Source organism: Paenibacillus sp. USDA918EY (genome assembly GCF_009870825.1).
In the GTDB taxonomy this organism is placed as follows: domain Bacteria; phylum Bacillota; class Bacilli; order Paenibacillales; family Paenibacillaceae; genus Paenibacillus_AQ; species Paenibacillus_AQ albilobatus.
Map to the genome: position 1 here is coordinate 184,443 of NZ_WTWY01000010.1, position 22,225 is coordinate 206,667.

The 22,225-nt window shown below is 36.8% G+C and carries 15 protein-coding genes and 3 pseudogenes; 2 read left to right on the top strand and 16 right to left on the bottom strand.

Annotated features, from left to right (window positions below):
* Positions 1–10 precede the first annotated feature (10 nt).
* From GQY55_RS20095 to GQY55_RS32130, 8 genes and pseudogenes are all read right to left on the bottom strand, one after another.
* On the bottom strand, positions 11–2,227 hold the full coding sequence (locus tag GQY55_RS20095) for an ATP-binding protein (RefSeq protein WP_160043655.1): 2,217 nt from the start codon (positions 2,225–2,227) through the stop codon (positions 11–13).
* Positions 2,228–2,242: 15 nt separating this feature from the next.
* A complete protein-coding gene (locus GQY55_RS20100) occupies positions 2,243–3,493 on the bottom strand; it encodes a DNA methyltransferase (RefSeq protein WP_160043656.1) in 1,251 nt (416 codons plus the stop codon).
* A gap of 659 nt (positions 3,494–4,152) precedes the next feature.
* Positions 4,153–4,747, bottom strand: a pseudogene (locus tag GQY55_RS20105) (DUF4317 family protein); the annotation flags it as partial.
* Between the two features lie 156 nt (positions 4,748–4,903).
* Complete coding sequence (locus GQY55_RS20110; RefSeq protein ID WP_160043657.1) at positions 4,904–6,772, bottom strand: DUF2075 domain-containing protein; 1,869 nt, start codon at positions 6,770–6,772, stop codon at positions 4,904–4,906.
* A gap of 290 nt (positions 6,773–7,062) precedes the next feature.
* The gene (locus tag GQY55_RS20115; protein ID WP_160043658.1) at positions 7,063–7,743 is read right to left on the bottom strand and encodes a hypothetical protein; all 681 of its coding nucleotides are present in this window, start codon (positions 7,741–7,743) and stop codon (positions 7,063–7,065) included.
* 31 nt (positions 7,744–7,774) lie between these two features.
* On the bottom strand, positions 7,775–8,323 hold the full coding sequence (locus GQY55_RS31050; protein WP_201452193.1) for a hypothetical protein: 549 nt from the start codon (positions 8,321–8,323) through the stop codon (positions 7,775–7,777).
* 137 nt (positions 8,324–8,460) lie between these two features.
* Entirely contained in the window at positions 8,461–8,595 is a 135-nt protein-coding gene (locus tag GQY55_RS31835) for a hypothetical protein (protein ID WP_268895035.1), read from the bottom strand.
* Positions 8,596–8,634: 39 nt separating this feature from the next.
* Positions 8,635–8,763, bottom strand: a pseudogene (locus GQY55_RS32130) (endonuclease NucS domain-containing protein); the annotation flags it as partial.
* Positions 8,764–9,013: 250 nt separating this feature from the next.
* On the opposite strand from GQY55_RS32130, the gene GQY55_RS20125 reads away from it, so the two are divergent.
* Positions 9,014–9,808, top strand: a complete 795-nt coding sequence (locus tag GQY55_RS20125) for a hypothetical protein (protein WP_160043659.1) — start codon at positions 9,014–9,016, stop codon at positions 9,806–9,808.
* A gap of 390 nt (positions 9,809–10,198) precedes the next feature.
* On the opposite strand, the gene GQY55_RS20130 is transcribed toward GQY55_RS20125, so the two are convergent.
* The 8 genes and pseudogenes from GQY55_RS20130 to GQY55_RS20160 form a co-directional block, all read right to left on the bottom strand.
* On the bottom strand, positions 10,199–11,887 hold the full coding sequence (locus tag GQY55_RS20130; protein ID WP_160043660.1) for a DNA adenine methylase: 1,689 nt from the start codon (positions 11,885–11,887) through the stop codon (positions 10,199–10,201).
* A gap of 90 nt (positions 11,888–11,977) precedes the next feature.
* A complete protein-coding gene (locus tag GQY55_RS20135) occupies positions 11,978–13,846 on the bottom strand; it encodes a hypothetical protein (protein WP_160043661.1) in 1,869 nt (622 codons plus the stop codon).
* 9 nt (positions 13,847–13,855) lie between these two features.
* Positions 13,856–16,321 carry a sensor histidine kinase gene (locus tag GQY55_RS20140; RefSeq protein WP_160043662.1) on the bottom strand — a complete coding sequence of 822 codons (2,466 nt, stop codon included), beginning with the start codon at positions 16,319–16,321 and terminating at the stop codon, positions 13,856–13,858.
* A gap of 621 nt (positions 16,322–16,942) precedes the next feature.
* Positions 16,943–17,371, bottom strand: a pseudogene (locus tag GQY55_RS20145) (DUF4317 family protein); the annotation flags it as partial.
* A 264-nt stretch (positions 17,372–17,635) separates the two neighbouring features.
* On the bottom strand, positions 17,636–17,908 hold the full coding sequence (locus tag GQY55_RS31520; protein WP_236575740.1) for a hypothetical protein: 273 nt from the start codon (positions 17,906–17,908) through the stop codon (positions 17,636–17,638).
* Between the two features lie 841 nt (positions 17,909–18,749).
* Positions 18,750–19,940, bottom strand: coding sequence for a DUF4317 domain-containing protein (locus GQY55_RS20150; protein ID WP_160043663.1), 1,191 nt, complete (start codon positions 19,938–19,940; stop codon positions 18,750–18,752).
* Positions 19,941–20,173: 233 nt separating this feature from the next.
* Positions 20,174–20,743 carry an SF0329 family protein gene (locus tag GQY55_RS20155; RefSeq protein WP_160043664.1) on the bottom strand — a complete coding sequence of 190 codons (570 nt, stop codon included), beginning with the start codon at positions 20,741–20,743 and terminating at the stop codon, positions 20,174–20,176.
* Between the two features lie 262 nt (positions 20,744–21,005).
* A complete protein-coding gene (locus GQY55_RS20160) occupies positions 21,006–21,458 on the bottom strand; it encodes a MerR family transcriptional regulator (protein ID WP_236575741.1) in 453 nt (150 codons plus the stop codon).
* A gap of 38 nt (positions 21,459–21,496) precedes the next feature.
* On the opposite strand from GQY55_RS20160, the gene GQY55_RS20165 reads away from it, so the two are divergent.
* Complete coding sequence (locus GQY55_RS20165) at positions 21,497–22,138, top strand: nitroreductase family protein (protein ID WP_442953640.1); 642 nt, start codon at positions 21,497–21,499, stop codon at positions 22,136–22,138.
* The last annotated feature ends 87 nt before the right edge of the window (positions 22,139–22,225 follow it).

Below are 22,225 nucleotides of genomic sequence, written 5' to 3' on the forward strand. Positions count from 1 at the left end.
CATTAAAACGTTAAACTGGATTAATTTTGCTATTCTGAATCATCTCATTAACAACTACAACAAAAATTGCTAAGAGCTTTGCTAATTGGACAACCTCACTTTCACTTATATAAGTTCCTGACTTATGTGCTCCTAAGTGTGCTGTAGATACTGCTGACCGAAACCTTTCAGGATCCAGCATATTTAATAGACTGTGATAATCAATTTTTGTAGATTTTGAGATTGCTTCAATATTTCGTTTGTGGCTCTTTATATGTTCAACAACTTTCACGACGCGGTCTTCAAACGAGGATATTCCGTTAAATAGATTGTTGAATTTACCCGATTTATTTATTGAATCAATACTCAAATCAAATATTGCTCTCAAAGAACATGAAATTAACTCAAGATAGTTTTTTAAGTTTAAACTATTAATTTGACTAATTAATTTATCAACAATGTTATTGTAACCAATTGCGTAGTCTTTTTGGGATGGTAATGAAATAAGCAAATCTCTTTTACTTCCCCCGATAATTTTTGACTGTGGTTTATAAAAGACTAAATTTAGGGATTCTGCTACTAATCCCGTTTTAGGATCTGTGTACAAATATTCAATGATTTCTTCTCCTGGCTCAATAACACTTGGTAAAATCCCACCAATAACCGGAGTCCCATCTCTTTTAATATTTATGGAATAGTTTCCTACAGGACTTCCTGTACTATTGTAAACTGATTCTAAATATTCATATAAATCAATTTGACCAGTGGGAATAGGTAATTGTACTAGATTAGTTCTCAGAGTAATTTTGGCAGGAGAAAGCGAAGGGCCTTGATTATCACTACCATGGACCACATCTCCATCTTCTAGAGAATTTGTTGGAGTTGTTGTATTTAATTCTTCGTTATGTAAATGGCTGTTTTCCAACTTTTCTTCATCTAATTTACTCTTTGGTGAAGTATCTTCACCTGCTGGCTGTTGGGTGTTGCTACCTTCCTTTGTAAGATCTCGTCTAATATTAACTACCTTATTTTTTGAATAGGCAAGGTCAATATTCAAAATAATGAACATGATTACACCCTTAAGAAGATACATCAATTTTACAAATACAGAGTCTTGTATAAAATCTGCTCTTTCATTGGAAATCTTGAGAAGTTCTCTTGTTTCATTAAAATGCGGCATGTTTACGAAACCAAAAACATTATGTGGTTTAAGCCGTGTAGCCTTCTTCCTCTGTGAGAAATCCGCTAAGCCCAACCAATCATGCTCTTCAGATAAATAATTGTACAAAGCAAAGTCATTTGTATAAATGTTTACTCCCGCACCATAATCCTTTAGCATACCACCAGCTGTCTTTTTCTCGAAAACTAACAATCTTCCTTCGAAAGTGGGTATACCTTCTATACTTTCTAAATCCTTAAAATTAATATTGTCGTTTGTTCGAGTTTTTATAGTCTTCTCAATATTGAACTTTTCTTTTAGTAGTTTTTCAATCGATAGAGTATCAAAAGATTTAATAGATATCTTTGACTTATTAATTTTTGGGTTATCCGATAGACACTGGAACATTAATTCATTCGTTTGACTGTCATAACTAAAATTCACGTCATAAAGCATGCCTTTCATTTCGGTAGAAAATAATAAAGGAGTTGGATCCCCTTCATCAATTGAAAGTGTAATTTTTGGAATTTCAAGTGTAGAATTCTTATATAGATAAGTTGATAAATGTCGTAACTTTTTAACTTCTGATTCAGACGTTAGTAGTGTCATAACCTGTGGATATATATTGTTTAAAACAATTTTGGTTCCTTTTTGAATACTCGAACTGATCTGCTCATAAGAGTAATTCTTCTCTCCTTTAGACCACCTTATTTTATATGCACCATCAGTATCGCTTTTTGTTTCAATTGTTAGATCATCACATAATGAAAATACTGACAGTAACCCTAGCCCTTTGCTACCGGTGTAAAAAGCCCCCTTATCATTAGTTAGATTTCCATTATGTTTTTTTCTTGAGTACCCTGGTTTAGATAGGTCTCGAATATCACTAAGAGAGAAGCCAAGACCATCATCAATTACAATTATTGATTGTGAGTTTCTAGAATAAAAAATATTAACATTATCTGCAGCAGCATCTATTGCATTTTTTATTAATTCAGAAATAACAATCAATGGACTACCTACGGTTCCTAAAATACTTGTTATAAAGGATGAATCAACAATTAATGTCTCTTCCATTGTTATTCCCATAAAATAAATTCCTCCTTAATTTTTTCTGTAAATTTTTATATACTCCTTACTCATAGATTTTACAGAACCTAAATTGGGGATATTTGAAACCTTTACCGGCATTCTTTTCCCCTGGATATTCCTAGTCAATTTAGCTTCCTCAATCAATCCATACCTATTCGCAAGCCTATCATTTAAAATATCAAAAGGAAACTCGTGGTTATCTACTCTTCGATTTCCTAGTGTTAAAACCAACCTCTTCCCTTTCTTCAAAATCCTCGCTAACTCTTCGAAAACTTTACAGTAATCATTAATAAAGTAAACAACCTTCTTAGCTTTTTTCTCACTTATCTCTTTAATCAAATCATTGTAAACAATTTCTACTTCAAACTGTTCTAAATTATAGTGACCACCTAAACTCATCCTATCAATTGCAGTGAATTTTTCTAGCATAGTTACATCAAATTCATCTAAATCATTTAAATCTATCCATAGTAGTGGCAATATCGAATATTGGCCATATGTAACAGTAGTATGGTTATCTCCATAAGGTGGTGAAGTGCAAATTAAATCAATACTATTGTCTGAAAAATTTTTGAGAATCTCTAAAGAGTTACCTGTAAACAAATTAATATTTGTTTTGTCAGTTTCTTTAATGTAATCTATATACAATGTTGAAACCTTATTAACAAAATACTGAATACAGTCATTGTCCATTGTTTCAATCTTCTCTTTTTCTTTTACATGTAGTTTAAATGTAGTTGATCGGGTGTTACTGTATTTTCTAATAGTATCTGCGAAGCAGACCCAGAAGAATCTTCTTATCTGTTTATTTTTTTCACAGATAATGGCTTTTCTTAATATGCTTAAATCTGCTATTATATCTTCTCGAAACCATTTACGAATGTTTGTAAATTCAAATAAATCTGTGTTACCTAAAAACAACGTAATATAAGTTTTTAATTGAGCAATACTTTCACGGATATTTTCTTCAGGAACGCCCTCTAGTTTGACGCGTGAAATAAGAATAGCAAGAGGATTGATATCAATACCGTAAGTATTTAGATTCAGATTATTACCTGCAGCCAGTACTGTTCCTGAGCCAGCGAATGGGTCAAGGATATTTTTAATATCTGGATCAAATTCTAAAATATCCAATAACAATTGCTCTTGCATAGGAGCAACCATCATGGCAGGATATTTTATAAGAGCTTTTTTATCTCTGTATTCCGTAAAATCCCAGTAATCCTTTCCATAACTATTCAATTTATCTAATAAAGTCCTCACTCTACTTCACCACTTCTTATGATTTTGGTTTCATTTTAAATTGTTGTTATTCGTGATAAATATTTGAAGTTTAACTTTATTTTTTAACCTATCTGTTATATACAAAACTTCTAAATTTAGGCGTTTATTCCTCAAAATTATTATTATATTTTACGAAATAAATAACGATTTTTTAACTCTTATTTCTGGCAAAGATATTCTACCAACTTAATTAAGTATAAGTTATAGTTACACCCCAATTAAAGTCTTTATTAATTATTTGAAATGTGTTCAGTGGAAAAGGACAGTTTTAAAACTTGAAGTTGCCTCTGATCTTTCTCGATTCCTCGCAAACAAAGCCACACTCTCCACATGCAAAGTCACGGTTAACATATCCCTACCGGCGTAACCTCCACCTTCCGGTCCATGCCATTCTACCCACCCGCAGATCACTTGCCAGCTTGGACGGATTACGGCTCACATAACACTACTCAATCTAGATTCATCTTCGAAATTGTTTCCCGACAGTTTTGAATCGCATCCCTTGCGCAGTAGGTCAACGAGAAATAACGTCTGCTTCGATGCCCTGCTCCTTAAAAAGGAAAGTTTTGTAGCACTCCTCATCAAGTTACAGTAATTAGTACTTCAGCTTTCAGGTGATTCAATAGCTCCGCGCAGCGTTGCTCCGGCGTGCTGAGCTTGATAATCGGATCTACGATGATATTGTACTTAAACTCTTTCTCCACATAATCGAACAAGAGCGCCTTCCGCTGTTTCTCCGTAGAGTTCACGCTGCATAGAATGAACGGATGACCGAACACTTCGTCATTTCCTGTCTCTTCGGCTTCCTCATTCCTTGCCTTGGTCGGCCGGTAGTATTGTCCGCGTACGAACGTAATGACCGTATCCCGTTCATACGTCGTGTCCGCCATCATTTTGTCCACGAGCAGCAGTATCAGATCCTGCCACTCCTCCGGATCGCCCGTCTGGATCGCTTGGTGAGGCAGCACCCGCGAAGGGTCTTTCTGGTCTTCCGTCTCCTCCGTAAACTTAAGCTCGAACAGCTTATGATCCAATTCGCCGGTCAGCAGCTTTTTGAAATTGCCCATGTACAGCTCCTGCTTCTCCCGGTCCACTAACCCAAAAGGACTCCGCTCCCAGTGATAAATTTCGTTCGTTTCCTTCATAATGTACACGTTCAGAATATCGTAAATTTGCATCAAATGATTGTCCAGCTTAAACTGCTTGCGTATGCGCGACTTCTTTCTTGTTCATGGTTCGTCAGACAATTCCCAGAAAGTAAATTGGCTGTATAAGTATAAACGATATTAAAAGAGAGGCGTCCCTCAGTCGTCATCTAGGATGACTGAGGGACACCCTCCGGTATTACTCAGGTGGTTCAATAGATCTATCAATCTACACATCTGTAATTTAAGAGTTGGTAAGTTGAATTCTTTCCAATAGATAGTTATGAAGGTTTTTATCTCTACAGTAAACATAGCACCCCTTCATCCCCCGAGATAATAGCACTTTATATATATTTTTGACCAGTTGGGTTAACTTTGCGGGATCTTTCTTTAATCCCTTCTTGCCAACCGTATCTTTATATTCATCATAATCGGCATAAAGAGTCATAGTTTTGGGATCAAACTTAAGATCATTGCCAATAATGACACCAACATAATCAAACTCAAGGCCTTGGGAAGTATGGATACAACCAATCTGATCGATACCATCGGGATGAACAGCCCAAGTAGTTGAAATCGCTCGCCCATTCCATGGCATGCTAAAATCATGCTCCTCGATAATGACATCATCGATTTCCCCGTTACGGTTTCCTTCATCTTCTTTAGTCCATGTCCAAGCAAATCCAGCCAGCATTCGAGACTTCATTCCGTTATTTTCCTTTTCCTTGATTTGCTTCAACAACTCATGGGGACTATCGAATAACTGAAATTCAAAGGTGGATTTATCCCAGCCATTAAAATTAGCTGTTTCCTTAATTTGAAGAGCATCATTAACCCAGTTCAAATAACCATCAGCCCCTGCACATCTAAACTGGGAAGTAAGTTCAATTTCATAAATTTCCGACTTATGAAGCGCTGCTATTCTTTTAATCTCCTCGACTGAGCCGATATCATCTGGCCTAATTCTTTGATTATCATCTATGAAAAACACATTTAATTTAGAGGCTTTAATAATATCTTCGATTTGATTGACACCTTTATACTGATAGGCTCCTTTCCCCTTCAGTCTATGTGCTTCATCTACGACTAAAACATCGTAAAAATTTGATTCACAATCATAGAACTGTCCAGATCCAGCAAATAACACTCTAGTACGTGTTTTGTCTCTTACTTGCTGCTTAGCTAGCGTGTCCACCATTACGGTTCGGAAAGCAGCGTTAGGAGCGATAAATTTAACGTTTTTCTTTTTAGAAAGTATTCCCCCAAGTGCGTTCATTGAGATCACGGATTTACCTGTTCCTGGTCCACCTTTAACGATAATAGTCCTTTTAGATGTTAGATCTTTAGTTAAGGACATTATTGTTTCATAAGCAACCTTCTGTTCATCCAACATGATAAAGTCGGGATTACCTTTGAACAGTCCGTTTATATGATCGATCAATTTCTTCGAAGGACGTATCTTCCCATTTTCAATTAAATAAAGAAGGTTAACTCCATTCCCTTTACCAACATGTTTATATAAAAACTTCTGAAGTTCCTTTGTATCATCTGCGTAAAATAACGGGGCTTCCTTAATAATAGAACTGTAGACTTCGTTTTTAAGAGGATCATACGTTTTAGGTTCATGGTAATTATGTAAGTAAGCGCATGAGTGTCCCTTTAAGTCATTGTTTTGGATAGCTTCATTCATGTCTGTTAAATACTGCCGGTAGGACCATGCTTGGTAAGAAGGATGAGGTGTTTCTCGGTTTCGGCGACGAATAAACGCAACTACAACATCTTCCTTCTCCGTAGCTTTAGCAGAATCCCATTGTTTAAGCTCAATAATGACAAAATTATCTTGTTCGTGTATATCTTTACCTGCAATAATGAAGTCAATTCTCTTGCTTGTTGAAGGAATATTGTATTCGATTAGAATACCGCAATCATCGGGTATTTCCGAGTTTCGAATCACTCGCTCCATAAATTGCATGGAATTATTCCATGCCATCCGTTCACCTTGGATTGGTCGTTTTCCCATTTTCTGAATATAAGCCTGTTCAATATCTAGCGTGATTTGATTAGTCTCAACAGCTTCTCTAAATTGTAAAGCGTTACTGCTGTAAATAATCATGTTGTGGCACCGCCTTAATGCTCTTTTAAATTTGTTCATTTTGTTTTGCTGAAATTTTCAAAGATATTAGTTCCGTTTTATTAAACTACACATTTCGACAGATCATTGGCATATCCTTCAATAGGGACTAAATAAATATACATATTTTGTGAGCTAGAAAACGGAGAAAAAGCGCCCTCTCTGCTAACGATCACTGCATTAGCGGGCGCTTCAGGTTAAGCCTTCGGTTTTGACTTGAGGGGTTTAAGAGGGAGTTGGGGGAATAGTTAAGCAGCCCCGTATCTTCCGATTCAGAGAATCTTCTGAATTTCCTTCATCAGATAGGTGTAAGACATTGCTCTTGGAAAATAGGCGTTAGGGTGATAATAGCGAATCAGAAAGGTCTGTACGTCTTCCCACCAAATATATTCCAGTCCGCCGGAAGTTTGCTTCCGCTCGTATGTCCAAGACCCCGTTTCTTTTAGTAACTTTTGAACACCATGGAAAATCACATCTCCGCAGCATAGGACAATGTGTGGATCCAGGATCCGGATTTGTTGAAGGAGGAGTGGCCCGGTCGACTGGATATAACGTTCAATTTCCGTATGTACCGCCTGCGAACCACCCGCAATTTTCTTCACGTTGGCAAAATAAACCTGACGTAAGAACTGATCTGCCTCTTCCTTAATATTCGCATAACGATTTTCCACTTCGAGGAATTCAGGATACCCATACAGAATCCCATACGTCCACCGGATGAGCGTTGGCCAAGTGCTGCTTTCCTTGAGGTATCCTTTCTCTCTAACAAACTGCTGCAGATTCCATCCAGCATCAGAAGAGTTTACTTCTTTCAGTAATACCATCAGTTTGAGTCGACAACCGGACCACGCTTCCTCGTCCACATGACCGTCTGGGATAAAAATCCCCTCTGCATACGCTTCGTGCATCTTCCACTGTTGAAACAGTTCATCGAGCTGGCTGTTGATGTTCATTATCCATACTTCCCTTTATGTTTCGAATCTATCATTCTTCTTCGAGTTGAAAATGCTCCGTGAGACGTTCAATCGTAAGCTGGTTTCTCAATTTACATGCAGAATTTTGGTTTTCGAACATCCCCCTCTCCCAAATGGCCTCATGCTTAGAAACAGTCTTTATCCATTCCACGCGTACAACGTACTCGCAAAGATCAGGATCATCGACGTCCTTATCCATTTTGATATGCAGGTCAACTTCCAAAAGCGGAACATTCTCTTCATTGATTGTCACTTGAAAGTCCTTTATGGGCACTACTTCCTCTTGTACGATACCGACACCAACATACCCCACCCTAGGAATACATGCAAAAATTCTGGCGCCTGGTTTCAGGAGGTTCAGCATATTGCTGTACCACCTCCCTTGCCCTGCCGATATAAAGCCATATCTTCTGCAATCCTCCCAGTTCCGATGTATACCATCGCCCAACGATACATAATAATCTTTGCCATTCCACGGAGCCTTACCTGTTTTCCGGATGACCATGCTGGATGACTTAGTCTCCAATTTATGGGGATCAATGAGCCAATTTCTGACCATGTATTCGTTATCTCCATCTTTAAAATAATGAAAAAAGACTGCATTTACCGGTACTGCAAAGCCCGTGAGATAGTCGATAATTCTTTCCGTTGCTGGGTCCAGCTCAGCAGAGACGATGATTAATTGATGAGATTCATTTAAAGCTTCCGGAAAGTCAGACTGAAAATGACCACAAAATCCTGTTCCAACTGCCGGCCCGGATTTTTCTCGCTATAGATTTCGATGATTTTCCAGTAAGTTATCTGTTGAACCCACGACGCATAATCCAACATTTGAGCAACGACTTCCCGCGGAGTCCTATTTCGCTTGAGTTCGATTACAACAAGGTTTCCTTCGGAATTCATCGTTAGAATATTAATATATTTTCCAAAAGCCGTGTTAATCTGTCTCCCAATTATTATTAAAGAGGGATCGATGATGCTTATATCATGGGTAATCACATCCTCAAGCTTCCGCTCGGTTTCAATACTGGAAAAATGAATCCTCTCGACAGCTCCGTTGATTTTCCAGACTCCTAACCTGTATTTATTCTCCTTTCGAAATTAAACAATAGACGGATAATTATTTTTTCATGTAACACTTCACCTAATACACTCTTTTACATATAATAGGAGATATTGTCGAAACAGTTCGTTAGCCTTATTGGGTAATTATACCTAATTAGAATACCAGAAAGGATCGATCCAAAGAATGAGAAAAATGGCGGCATTGTTTGTTGTATTAATTGGAACTGTGCTATTATCATCAGCTTGTAAGACAGCACCAAACCAATCTACTACATCCCAACAACTACAAACAACTGAAAAAGTACAACAAGAAGAAAAGAAGGTAAGTAATGATAGTTTAGCTAATTCGCCTGACAACGAGACAGATATAAATTCGTCACAAAGCGGCGAACAACAAACTGAGACGTCAAATATTGAGATACAGCCAGATAATACCTTAGATATTTCTATTAATGACTCTTTAATTCGTTCTACCGAAGGAAATAATTTATCCCAAGTAGAATGGAAGCCAGGTTCGGTCGATGTGTCTTTGCCAATGAAATTTGGTAAAACGAAAGCAGAATTAGTGCTTGGTTTAGACCATCCTAATGGGACTAAAGCTATTGTTTACTTTCCCTCTTCTTCGATAGGTTGGCCTCTTGATATGTCTGGCGCAGATAACTCGGGGGCATTCGATGATTACGGCGAATTGCAGGAGGGTTACAAAATACAAGCTGCTCTTCATGACTTCGATCAAGATGGTATTAAAGAATTAATTGTTGTTGCCGGCGACTCTTTGATTGATGAATGTATTTGGGTATATTCCTTTACTAGCGTTGGGGATTTGAGAAAAATTAATCCTATTAGGCAGGAGCTTTCAATCACTGGGCAGGCTTACATAGAGCTTGATGGTAAAGAACTCATAGCCCCATATGGATCCCAAGGATTATTCGAATCTTATAAATATGTGGATAAACAATTTATGCAACCAGTATCTTAAAATTAGCATTATCCTCGAAGTTGTCATATATTTAGCCTGATATTTATGAATTTGAAATGTACGTAAAAATTGCCGCTACCCATCAATGAATGGGGGAGCGGCAATACAAACAATTAGTTTATATCTTAAGTGCTTTTTCTTCTTATGCTCTCCTAGCTATTTCTACCGCTTCGCTTCACTTCCCGCCTTCTCTCATGCATAACCCGAATCTTCGGATCAGTAATATTTGCACCATTCAACGTTTGGTATAAAACCTGAATATCGGATTTCCGTAAGTACAGTGTCAGCCTTCTCGGCTCGAATACGATTCATTTTGCGTTGAATGTATTCGGACAATTCAACATCATAAAATACTGTTTTTTATTATTCTATTAAAAATCAATAAGGGGCTCAGTGGTTATTCTTTTGAACTACTAGTATATGCTCTTGCATCATAGTTTTTATTTCGTCATTTCTAGTTGCAGTTGAATTTATGTGATGTGGCATTCTTTTAAATGAATATTGTCTTTGTAACGAAGTTACTTGTTTGTAATTCATATGTTCAAACCATTCTTTTAAAACATTCACCATATTAACATTAATTTCTCCTAATACTGTTCTATGACCTACTATCCAAGCTTGAAGTCCATTTTTTTCCAAGTGTCTATCTGTCTCAACAACAACTTTGTATAAATCCTTGAAAAAGTTAATAACTTCGTTAATTCGTTTAGGCTGTGATTTAATTTTTCTCTTAATTGTCTCTTTTACGAATGGGAGTTTATCGACAATCTGGTTTAATCGACGATATTTTACTTTTTTATTACTACATTTTAGATCCTCAAGGACACGAGCACTTTCCTTCCTAGCAATCATTTTAGCTCTCTTATCAGGTAGGTGGCTTTTTGTATTTTTTATTTTTCTATAAATATCAAGTCGTATCCGTTCAGTGATTAGTTTTAATAACTCATTATTTTCAACTACTTGAATTGTTTGAAGATTCAATCGCGTATTTATCATAATATCAGACAGTTCATTTAATATTTTTTTTAAAGAATCTTCTTTATTTTTAGTTAGAGTCTGCATTTCAACAATTAAATCATTTAGTGTTTTCGATGTTAATATAACTTCTTCATTGAGATTAAAATCGGAATTCTTACCTCCTAGCAAATGTTCATCGCAATTTTCAGCATAAACATTTATCCCAAGATGAACTTGCATTAGGTCTTTCATCCATTGTAGTGATAGCTTAGAAAATTGTCCGTAGGCAACTGTACTTTTGGAGTCTCCATAAGGAGGAGATGTTAACACTAAATCTATTTTTTTGTTCTCTAAATAAAAGAGCGATTTGGCATTTGATAAATGAATTTCTGAAATTGTTTGCTTATTATATTGTTTATTTGTAATTTCCAATAATTCCAACAGGTTTTTGATTTTATTTTTAAATACATTTATTGCATTAACATTGAATCTTTCAATCTCAGATGGCGACATCTTATATAATTTAAATTCACCATTCCTAGTTAAAGATACCGATCTTATAGTCGAACTAAAAGCCGTTAGTAATATTAAGGCAAAAGTTTCTTTATATTTCTTGGTTCTTTTTTTGAGAAACCAATTAATCTCACTTTTGACAAATGAAAGTTCAATAATATTGTTTTTCTTAAACCAAAAGTCAATATTTTCAAATTTTTCTATTACATATGGAGCTCTTCCTTCACTATTTGACATATTCAATTTCTTCATAAATTCTGTAATTTGATGTCCGATATAGTCTGTGTTTTTTATTGCAAGCATTTTAACTTTAGATAGCAATACAGCTAATGGATTAAGATCAGATCCATAAAAATCCAAACCTAATACCTTAGATTCCAAACCCACCGTTCCGGTTCCTAGGAATGGATCAAGAACTGTTCTTACATTGTAATGAGTTTTTAAATTTATTAATAGGGAATTAATCATTTCCGGTACTGCCTTAGCTGGATATGAGTGTATATTAGCATTTGATGAAAAAAAAGAAGTAACATTGTTTTCTCCTGCATAATTTAAATCTAAGTCCCAAATATCCGACTTAACGTGATCTGCTAATAATTCACCTTTCAAAAAAACCATCTCCTTACCTAAAACCATGATTAGGCCGTGCACCAATTAATTATGCACGGCCACACACTGTTATGTAGAACTCACAAAAAGTTAAGCACCTGGGACAGATGTTAATCCTATTCTGCTCATATGATTCACTTTTGTTTGTATTAACTGTAATGTCCTTCTTGTCTCTAGTCTTCCAATCCGCTGTACTTCAAATTTTTTGTCTTCATAGTTAAGTTTAATAGAATATTTTAACCCTGCCATTAATGAAATCAGCTGATTAGAATCAGTAGCAGCTACAGCGCCTTCTTTGACAACCATTTCCTGAGGAATGTAATTACTAATTTCAAATACCTTGTTCATCCATATATTTAAGTTGTTTTTGTAATAATCGTTAAAATAATAGGTTTTATAATTTTTTATAATATCTTCGTTTATTAATAGGTTTGCCGATCCATCTTTGTTTAAAGAACAAAGATCAAGAATTCTTGAATCTGTTGTTAGTAGTTCACTTTTGGTATCCGGTATAAGCAATAGGTGCTGGTTCTCATGATAGATTGGCCACAAAACATCCTCGTCTTCCATTGCCTTTTTAAACTCTTCATTTGTTTCAGAATAAGCAATCGAATCACACAGAAGCAATGTTACTGCTTTGGCATTTCTATTACTTTCTTTTATTTCATTCCCTTTAGGTCGTACAGGTAGGTCACAGTCAGTAGTTACTAATATTCCGTATTTTTTTATATCAGGATTAAAGGTATTAAATACAAAAAGGTCTCCTGTCATTATATCACTATAATTTAAATTAATAGAGTAGTTAATCAAACCATATTCTGATAATCCTTTAAAAATAACTGGATCTGTTTTTTTCTTTGTGTTCTCCATTCGAAACTTTTTTATTCCTAAACTTTTAATTTCCTCTGAAATTCTTTTATTCTTACTTATTGATACAGTTAGTAAGTTTTCTATAAGACTAGAGTTGTCTTTAGTTAAGTCGTATTCAACTTTATTTAAAATACTCTGGTGGGTTCTTTCTAATATATCAAGAAAAATTTCTCCTTCAACAAATGCATCTTTGTATAACACTTCAAACGTTTCTTCTGGCAGTTTTATTAACTCAAGTGTTGCTTTCTGAGTCAAATTATGTTTTGCCTTAAGATAATCATGTAGTGAATATCCAAAGGCAGCCTTCTCTAAAGTTGTAGTAATTAAATCGAGTAACCTTCCGTCTACCTCTCCTTTGCTAATCGCCCATAGTTGAAAAGGTAACAAATGCTTTATAGTCTCATTGTCAATTCCGAGTTCTGGTTTATTTTTTTCTAAGTAAGCATCGACATATCTAACCTTAGTATCATGTTGATTGTACATTTCTAGTTTTTCATGAGAATATACTACCGCAATATCATGATTATTTGGGCGGGACTTACTTATTTCGAGTATAGTATTAATAACTACATCGTTATCCTGAGAATTATCACCCATATTCATATCCAATAAGAATAAGATTCTTCCATCTACATCTCTGACATCACCTACACTAAACTTATTAGGAAATCTTTTAACTGTTATTTCTTCTTTTTCTGCTATTTTTTCGAGTACTGCATTAAGCATATTTAAAGGATTACTATCTCTTTCCTTAATTATATGCTTCTCAAACATTAATTTTAATCGATCTAGTTCCTTACTCTGAGAATTAACGATTTCCTCAACAAGTATTATACCATTGTTAGATATATATATATCTTCCGGCTTTAATATATTTATCCCAAACATTTTTGAAAATTCGGTGTAATCTAATCTTAATAATTCTTGATATCTTTCTTCGGCTTCGGTTTTTAATTTATCTAAATCCCATTCATCGTCATATGAATAAATATGCTTAATATTTAAACTCTTTAAAAGCACATCTAATTCAGTTATATTTTCCTCTTTTCTATTTGCCACCAGCGTTTGAGCAACTCCAGTCATATTCATTCTTCACTCCTAATTCTCCTTGAAATTAATTATAAAACGATAATAATTTCCGTATTCATTTTTATTACTTTTATCTAAATAAATACTTGCGTTTATTGATTTTATTAATTCATTAACAATGTAAAGTCCTAACCCTCTTCCATCTGGTTTCATACTTTCATATGGTTGAAATAATATGTTCTCAATATCTCTGTGTATCCCCGGACCGGAATCATAAACCACAACTAAATTATTGTACGGATCTACCTCAAAATAAATTTCCTTGTCTTTTTCACTCATTGTAACCCAAAATAAGGAATTAAGGAATAAATTGTCGAATATCGTAATTAGTAAACCTTTATTACATTCTAATATCAGTTCTCCACCTGTAATATTAACAGCTATATTATTCTCACTTGCCTTTTTAGCCATAGGACTATTGTTGAAATATAGTTCTGTTAAAAATTTCGTTATATTTATTTTCTCCAATAAAAGTTTATTTTTTTTATATGTTGGTTCTAGATGTTCTAGTTGTTGCTGTAGATACACTACCTCTTGAATAATATTATCTTGGTACGAAGTTAACTCCTCGCTAAAACCACTTTTAATTTCGCCTATAATATCTCTAGAACTCTGTGCATAATGTCTAATATTTGACTCAATTCGATGCATTTCATGTGTCAATGCTTCTACTATCATTCCTTGACCTGCCAGACCAACAAGTGCCTGGAGATCGATTATTTTTTGCTGATAGGTAAAATTCTCCTGCATACGTTCTTCTCTATCTTCTAAATTTAACCTTTCAAGCTGCTCGATTTTATCCTCAATATCTTTAAGTATTGGATCAATGTTATCTTGCTTTTTATCCTTTAATCTCGAAGCCGCTTGTTTAACGTTTATCAAAATGGCTTGTTTTTCTTTATCTCTATCAGTTACTCTTTTAAATATTGTATTATTATCGGCAGACCTAATCTCAGTATCTGTTTCTCCTATTTCTGAAATATTAAAACTACTTCTCATTTTTATATCTTGTCTTGTGACAATCTCAGCAATTATTGAACGCATTATTGACAGAAAATTCTTACCATATTCATCTTCGATAAGTCCATTCCTATTTGTCTGCTCCACTAACTTTTCGCTACTAATACTATCTAATTGAACGTAACCTGCAACAGTATGATCTTTCAATGCATTTGCTTTTAATCTCTGAGATCTTGCTGTTACCCCAAGCCAGTCTACTCCTGGTCCATAAGGGAAGATACGAAAGTCGTTTCTAAATAAATATATACCAACAGCAGCTTGCCAAACGGCTTTTAATTCTTTAATTGTTTTAAAAGCCATATTATTGTTTTGTAATAACAACAGTGAAGTTCTATATGCATCATTTGATTGCTCACTAATAAACAATTTCCCTGTAAAGTCCCCAGGATAAGCTAATTCCTCGGCCCCTGTAATCATGTCATAATGGTTCTGTAACTTCACCTCTTTTAAATATGGAAAGTCCATATCAAATTGCTTGTTAGTAAGATCAATTTTGATCTTCTCTACATGATCTGTGTAAGGGTTAATGACTTCATAATTTTTAAACCCATGATTGTACATTCTACCAATTAGATCCTCTAATAATCTTTCAATGTAGTGCTTTCTAAATGAGATATCTAACTCGAGGACCTTATTTTTCAATTTAAAATCGACGAAAATGTCACTCATCATTTCCAGCACGTTTTCATTTATTTTTTCATTAGAGAAAATTTTATCGTCAATTTGCAAACTAATCTGAAATCGCTGAGAATTATTTTGAGCAAATGGATTTACCATTCCAAATATTTCCGTTCTAATTCTAGTTTCCATTCTTGCGCTTAAATACCAGAGATCTAAATTTCTTATTCCTTCAATAACAATTCTAGTACCATACTTAGGCATTTCATTGTAACTATATGAACATTTTGCTTTTATACTGGAAAGGTCACCATCAGAATCCTTAAAATCGTTCCAGTTAATTACTAATGTAGATTGATTAAATTTTTTTGAAAATTCTAAATCTTCTTTAGAAATGAATTGATCTATTCTATCTAATCGTGGCACAGTTACTAGAGTAAGATGGTTACCTAATCTTTGAATAGATAACCTTCCTAGGCCTTTTTCCCCAAGAGTCCTTCTTTTAAAATAAGGTGAATATTTATAAGTCTTTTTAAATGAAGTTGAAATCCTAAGAAAGTTATTAGTAATAATCTCCCTGGTCATTCCATTTCCATTGTCTTCAATTGTAATTCTCCCTTGGCCATAAGGAGTTATTGCTTTTGTATCCACTTTAATTTTAACTGTTATACAATCGGCATCATATGAATTTTTTATTAATTCTGCTAATGCAACAAACTCATCTGAAATTAGTTGTTCACCTAACTGGTAAATGATTCTAGCTGCTACGCTTACCCCGTACTCTTCATTTAGGCCCGAATTTTGCTCCCCTTCTGCCTGTTCTTCTAAACCTCTCATTATCTCACCTCAAATTTCTTGAACTTATAACTCCTCTTATTTTGAAACTCGGTCTCCAACATCATATACTGACGTAAAGTTCCATAGGCATAACAAATCTATATAATATCTAGCCCACTTAATTATAGCCTTCAAAATTTTTCCTGAGGTTATTATACATTTTACCATATAAATTTCCTTGGCAAATATATATGTTAAATCAAAAAGGTTATGCTTACTTAGTGATAAATAGCTATATTTTAAGACTTGATAATTTGACTAATCCAATTAAGGTAGGGTAATTATAACCACGGCCCCGTCATTTTTTGCCACTGGCAACCTGGTGATCGTAGCTTCGTCTTGAAGCCGCCTCTCCGTCTATCCGCGCAGCGCGTCGCTATGGTCTGCCCCAGATCCAATGGCGCTCCCTTCATCTCCAACACGATGGTCCAATTCACCAGCGGCAGAGCTTTTTTGGCGTGACAGATAATATAAGTGCCGAATGAGTGGGTGAGTCGCAAACATAAAAAAGCCCCTCACGGTAGACAGGCATAATCATAATACCTGTCTACCGTGAGGGGAGCACCCCACTAAGCCACTAGTGTGACCTACGCAAAATCCAACTCAAAGTCTTCTATCCCTTCAATCCGCCTTTTCCAATAACGTCTCTGTTGTGAGCGTAAAGCCCTCGATGACCGCATCTTCGTCAACCTCAATCATAATGCAGCGTTTGTCTTGAAAGCTCACTTGTTTGATATACCTTAAATCCTGTGGACTGATCGTAATCGTCGCTACCTTGGTATCGATCTTGATCGATTTGGACGTGAATTTCGGGATGACGCTTTTCGCCTTCAGTTCATAGTTCTTATCGTCCACGATGGTTTCAAACGCCCGTTCCACGGCTTCCTTGGTCACATTGTCTACGCCGCTTGCGGTCAGCACGCGTTCCACATCGGTATAATCCAGCTTCGGAGGTTCTTCCTCATCCTGGTGGGATTCAATCACATGATGAATCTCCTCGTACACGTGTGCGATCGTGGCCGAGTCCAGCTGTTCACCCGCACCTATTTTTGTAGAATGTAAAAAATAAGCACAAGAAAACCGTTTTTACTACATGAATGATGCGATAACAAACATAACTATAGAAACACGTAACCTACAGATCTCTAGATTTAGAAAAAATAGATTGTTCAAACTCCTAAATCAAAGTGACAACAACACTACCTCAAGATATAAAAAACGTGAATTAAATTTGACGCATTACCTTGTCAAAACAATCCTCGTTTTTTTATCGCTCATATATTCACTTAGAATCCTTATCAACCAATAGTCCAACTAGTTTATCCACCAATTCTTGCTTAACCCTTCTCGATTTCGAGCAGTAAACTCCCATTCGATACTTCTGATGATATTCATCGTCATATAGGTGTAAATTTTCCTTCCTCGTGCCGGTTTAACAATATTCACTTCTTCGACGACTCTACTGCCATCTACTTTTCTTACGATTCCATCACGATACTTATGCATCTCGCCAAGCGCCATGGGGAGGTTATGGTCAAGTCGATATTTTGGATCAAAAACATGTAATTCCCCTTCTATCTCAAGCACAATATGAGAAGGGATAAATTCGGATATTTATATAATTATTGATATAAAATATTTTTTGTTTATAGTTGTAATAAAAGGTTATAAAAGTTTTATACCCCTTTATTACATCAAGGTGGTGGAATATGGTGAAAAACATACGCAATCTTATTGGCATATTTTCAGTAATGATCATCGCTTTTTATGGAACAGAGTATCTTACTTATATTTTCTATAGCAAAAAAAGCAAATTGTTTATTCCTTGCTTTATCTTATTTTTACTAATGGTATCACTGTCTAATGGAATAATGAATAAATTCATCATTCTACCATACAAAATAATAATTGTACCTATTATCGTGCTATTTGCCGTCTTTATCAGCCTAGCCATATTGAAAGTTACACTTCCTTACTTATAAAATTGTTAAACAATCATAAAAAGGAACGGGGAATCGGTAGATTGATTACCGGAGATTGATCGCAAAAAGGCTGCTTTACAGTCATGAATCTCTCTACCGCAGAGCAGCCTGTACTTATCTTTAGGAAAAGAATATAAATGGATTACGCCGCGCTTCGGCGACCTGCGGAAGGGTAATCACCTCATCGGCCTTAAATAACAAAAGGTCAATAACCGCCTCTCAATGTGCGGTTTTTTCGTCCTCAATAAGTCTTCGCTTTTTAACAACATTAACTGTATTGATTTGATCGAAATACTTTAGCAATATCAGTATCAGCGTATAGAGAGTAATAGCTCTAAATTTAAATCTGGGTTAATACTAAGGCTTTAAGAAATACTCCCCTCACGCTAGACAGGTGAAATAAAACCTGTCTCCGTAAGGGGAGCATCTCAAAATCTCTTATCCCTTCATTCCGCCTTCTCCAACAACGTCTCCGTGGTCAACGTAAAGCCCTCGATGACGGCATCTTCATCAACCTCAATCATGATGCAGCGTTTGCCTTGAAAGCTCACCTGTTTAATGTACCTTAAATCCTGTGGGCTGATGGTAATCGTGGCTACCTTGGTATCGATCTTGATCGATTTGGACGTGAATTTCGGGATGACGCTTTTTGCCTTCAGTTCATAGTTCTTATCGTCAACGATGGTTTCAAACGCCCGTTCCACGGCTTCCTTGGTCACGTTTTCTACGCCGCTTGCGGTCAGCACGCGTTCCACATCGGTATAATCCAGCTTCGGAGGTTCTTCCTCGTCCTGGTGGGATTCGATCACATGATGAATCTCCTCGTACACGTGTGCGATCGTGGCTGAGTCCAGCTGTTCACCCGCCACTTCCTTCACGATGTCTTCAAAGATCGCTCGCTCTTCCAGCGCCGTCACGGACCGTTCCGCATTCAACACCTCGGAGATGAAGCGCTCATTCGGATCATTCGATTTCCCCGTACAATAGAGAACCCGGTTCACGTCGGAATAATTGTCCGTCACGCTGGGATAAAAGAACCCTTGCTCCGGCGTGCTAAGCTTGATGATCGGATCTACAATGATATTGTACTTAAACTCTTTCTCCACATAGTCGAACAAGAGCGCCTTCCGCTGCTTCTCCGTAGAGTTCACGCTGCATAAAATAAACGGATGCCCGAACACTTCGTCGTTCCCTGTCTCCTCGGCTTCATCATTCCGCGCCTTGGTCGGCCGGTAGTATTGTCCGCGCACGAACGTAATGACCGTATCCCGTTCATAGGTCGTGTCCGCCATCATTTTCTCTACGAGCAGCAGCATCAGATCCTGCCACTCCTCCGGGTCGCCCGTCTGGATCGCTTGGTGAAGCAGCACCCGCGAAGGGTCTTTCTGGTCTTCCGCTTCCTCCTGAAACTTGAGCTCGAACAGCTTATGATCCAATTCGCCGGTCAGCAGCTTTTTGAAATTGCCCATGTACAGCTCCTGCTTCTCCCGGTCCGCTAACCCAAAAGGACTCCGCTCCCAGTGATAAATTTCGTTCGTTTCCTTCATAATGTACACGTTCAGAATATCGTAAATTTGCATCAAATGATTGTCCAGCTTAAATTGCTTGCGTATGTGCGCGACTTCTTTCTTGTTCATGGTTCGTCAGACAACTCCTAGAAAGTAAATTGGCTTTACCATATAGAATAAATTAAAGTTTTTACTTGGCATTCCTTGATCCACAGGGAATATCCGTTTTAAAGATGTGACTTACTTTCATTCAATCTATATAGTATAAACGATATAAAAACCCTCCGCTAGAAGGGTTACGCGTCTTGCTTCTTTTCTCTATTTTATAGCCATCTGCATTGCCGCAACGAAAACTATTTTCCTCAACATGTACTGCGCCGCAATTCATAAAAATACTGCACAACGGGATGCTTTAACTTCATCTTCTCGGACATGTTCAAAATCCGCTTTTTTCCAACTCGTCTGTCTACCAAAGCCAGAATATTCAGTAAGATATCCCTGCTCTCGATGCTTTCTTCTATTGAAGTAGATAAAAATTGATTAGCGACAGCGACAAAATTGGATTTGCTTAATGAAGCCTGCGCCGACAAAAGCTCCTTGGCATATCCTGATATTTTTCGGTTTCTTGCAATGACTTTCAGACGATCCTCCGGAACGGTTCCTTTGGTATCTTTTCTGACCTTTTCCATTTCTTCATCGCTGATCGGAATTTGGATATCCGGGTCATTTTTAATTTCCAGCTCCGTCTGATACCACCTTATTGAACTCGTTTTATCATTCATTCGGAGTATGTCCTTTTTATCTACCGAAATATAACAAAGCCCTGCTTTATCCGGCAAGTAACGATAACCCGTTGCACGGTATTCAACCCTTCCATCTAACGCAGGACAGAGAAAACTCTCCAGCTGCTGCTTCAATTTACTCCAGGACATGGCTCCTCCTATATTTTCAAAACCTACCGATCCGTATATGCGGTTGTCAGGCTTTCTTCTTTTTAAAAAAATTATGCTTAAGAAGGCACAGTATCATTCTGCGCCGTCTTGTTCAGTATGAATAAACCCCTGCCAAAAAACAACCCATTGTGCGTGTACATGACCCACGATAACTTTTGACGATAAACTACCAACAAGGCGACTCCGGTTATGCCACACGGTAATCCACAAGCTCAGATTCACGAGACCAATTCTGAACGTGTCAATATTTTCCGAACCCTTTCTCGCATATAATATCCGTTTCAAGAATGTCGTAAAGGTCTTTTTTGGAATCCTCCAACTTTTTTTGAGCATTTTCGATTTCGGATATTTTCTCCAGAATAATGTGGGATTGATCCTCTTTGGACATTCCATTTTTCGAGATCATCGCTTTTATATCGTTAATGGAAAATCCCACAGCTAAACATTTTTTAACAACCTCTAGATAAGGAATGATTTCTGAAGCATAATCCCGGTAATTATTCTGTTCTCTCCGAACGTAATCATTAGTGATAATACCTATTTTCTCATAGTATCGGATCGTTGATATTGGAAGGTCTGCCATTTTGGCGACTTCACTAATCTTCATATGAATCACCCCAATTCCTTCTCTTGCTATAAAGTATACTTCATAGTTTACAATCCTCCTAGTGAGGTTGAGCGGCCCGAATCTCACAACAAATATAGATGAAGGAGAGAACAAACATGAGCACAATGACTGGAAAATTCCACGCAACTAACAATTTCAATGAAATTGTCTTGGGACGCCGTTCGGTAAAAGTATACGATCCCGAAGTGAAAATTAGCCGGGAGGAAATGACTGAAATTTTAACGGAAGCTACCCGCGCCCCTTCTGCGATTAACATGCAGCCATGGCGTTTCCTTGTTATAGATAGCGCTGAAGGCAAAGAAAAACTTGCACCTCTGGCATCCTTCAACCAGTCGCAGGTTCTGACTTCATCGGCTGTCATCGCGGTTTTTTACGATGCCAACAACATGGAATATATGGACGAGATTTATGGTAAAGCTGTAGAACTTGGATACATGCCGCAGGACATCATGGAATTGAATTTGCAGCAAGCGAAATCCTACTATGCGAATATATCCTCATCTGACCTGCGAGACATGAACTTGATCGACTCGGGCATCGTATCCATGCAACTCATGCTTGTTGCCCGCGCCCATGGATATGACACGAACCCGATGGCCGGATATGATAAGGAACGGATTGCTGAAGTTTTTGGTCTTCATAAAGACAGGTTCCAACCGGTCATGTTGATCTCGATCGGAAAAGCAGCCAAAGAAGGTTATCCGTCTTACCGCCTGCCAGTTGAAACCATTGCGACTTGGGCATAACGAAACATCAGGCTAAAAATGTGAAATCAGAACCCTAACCTGGACGCTTTACGTTTCATGTTTTTTAGGAGCCGGCCCGAGTGCAGT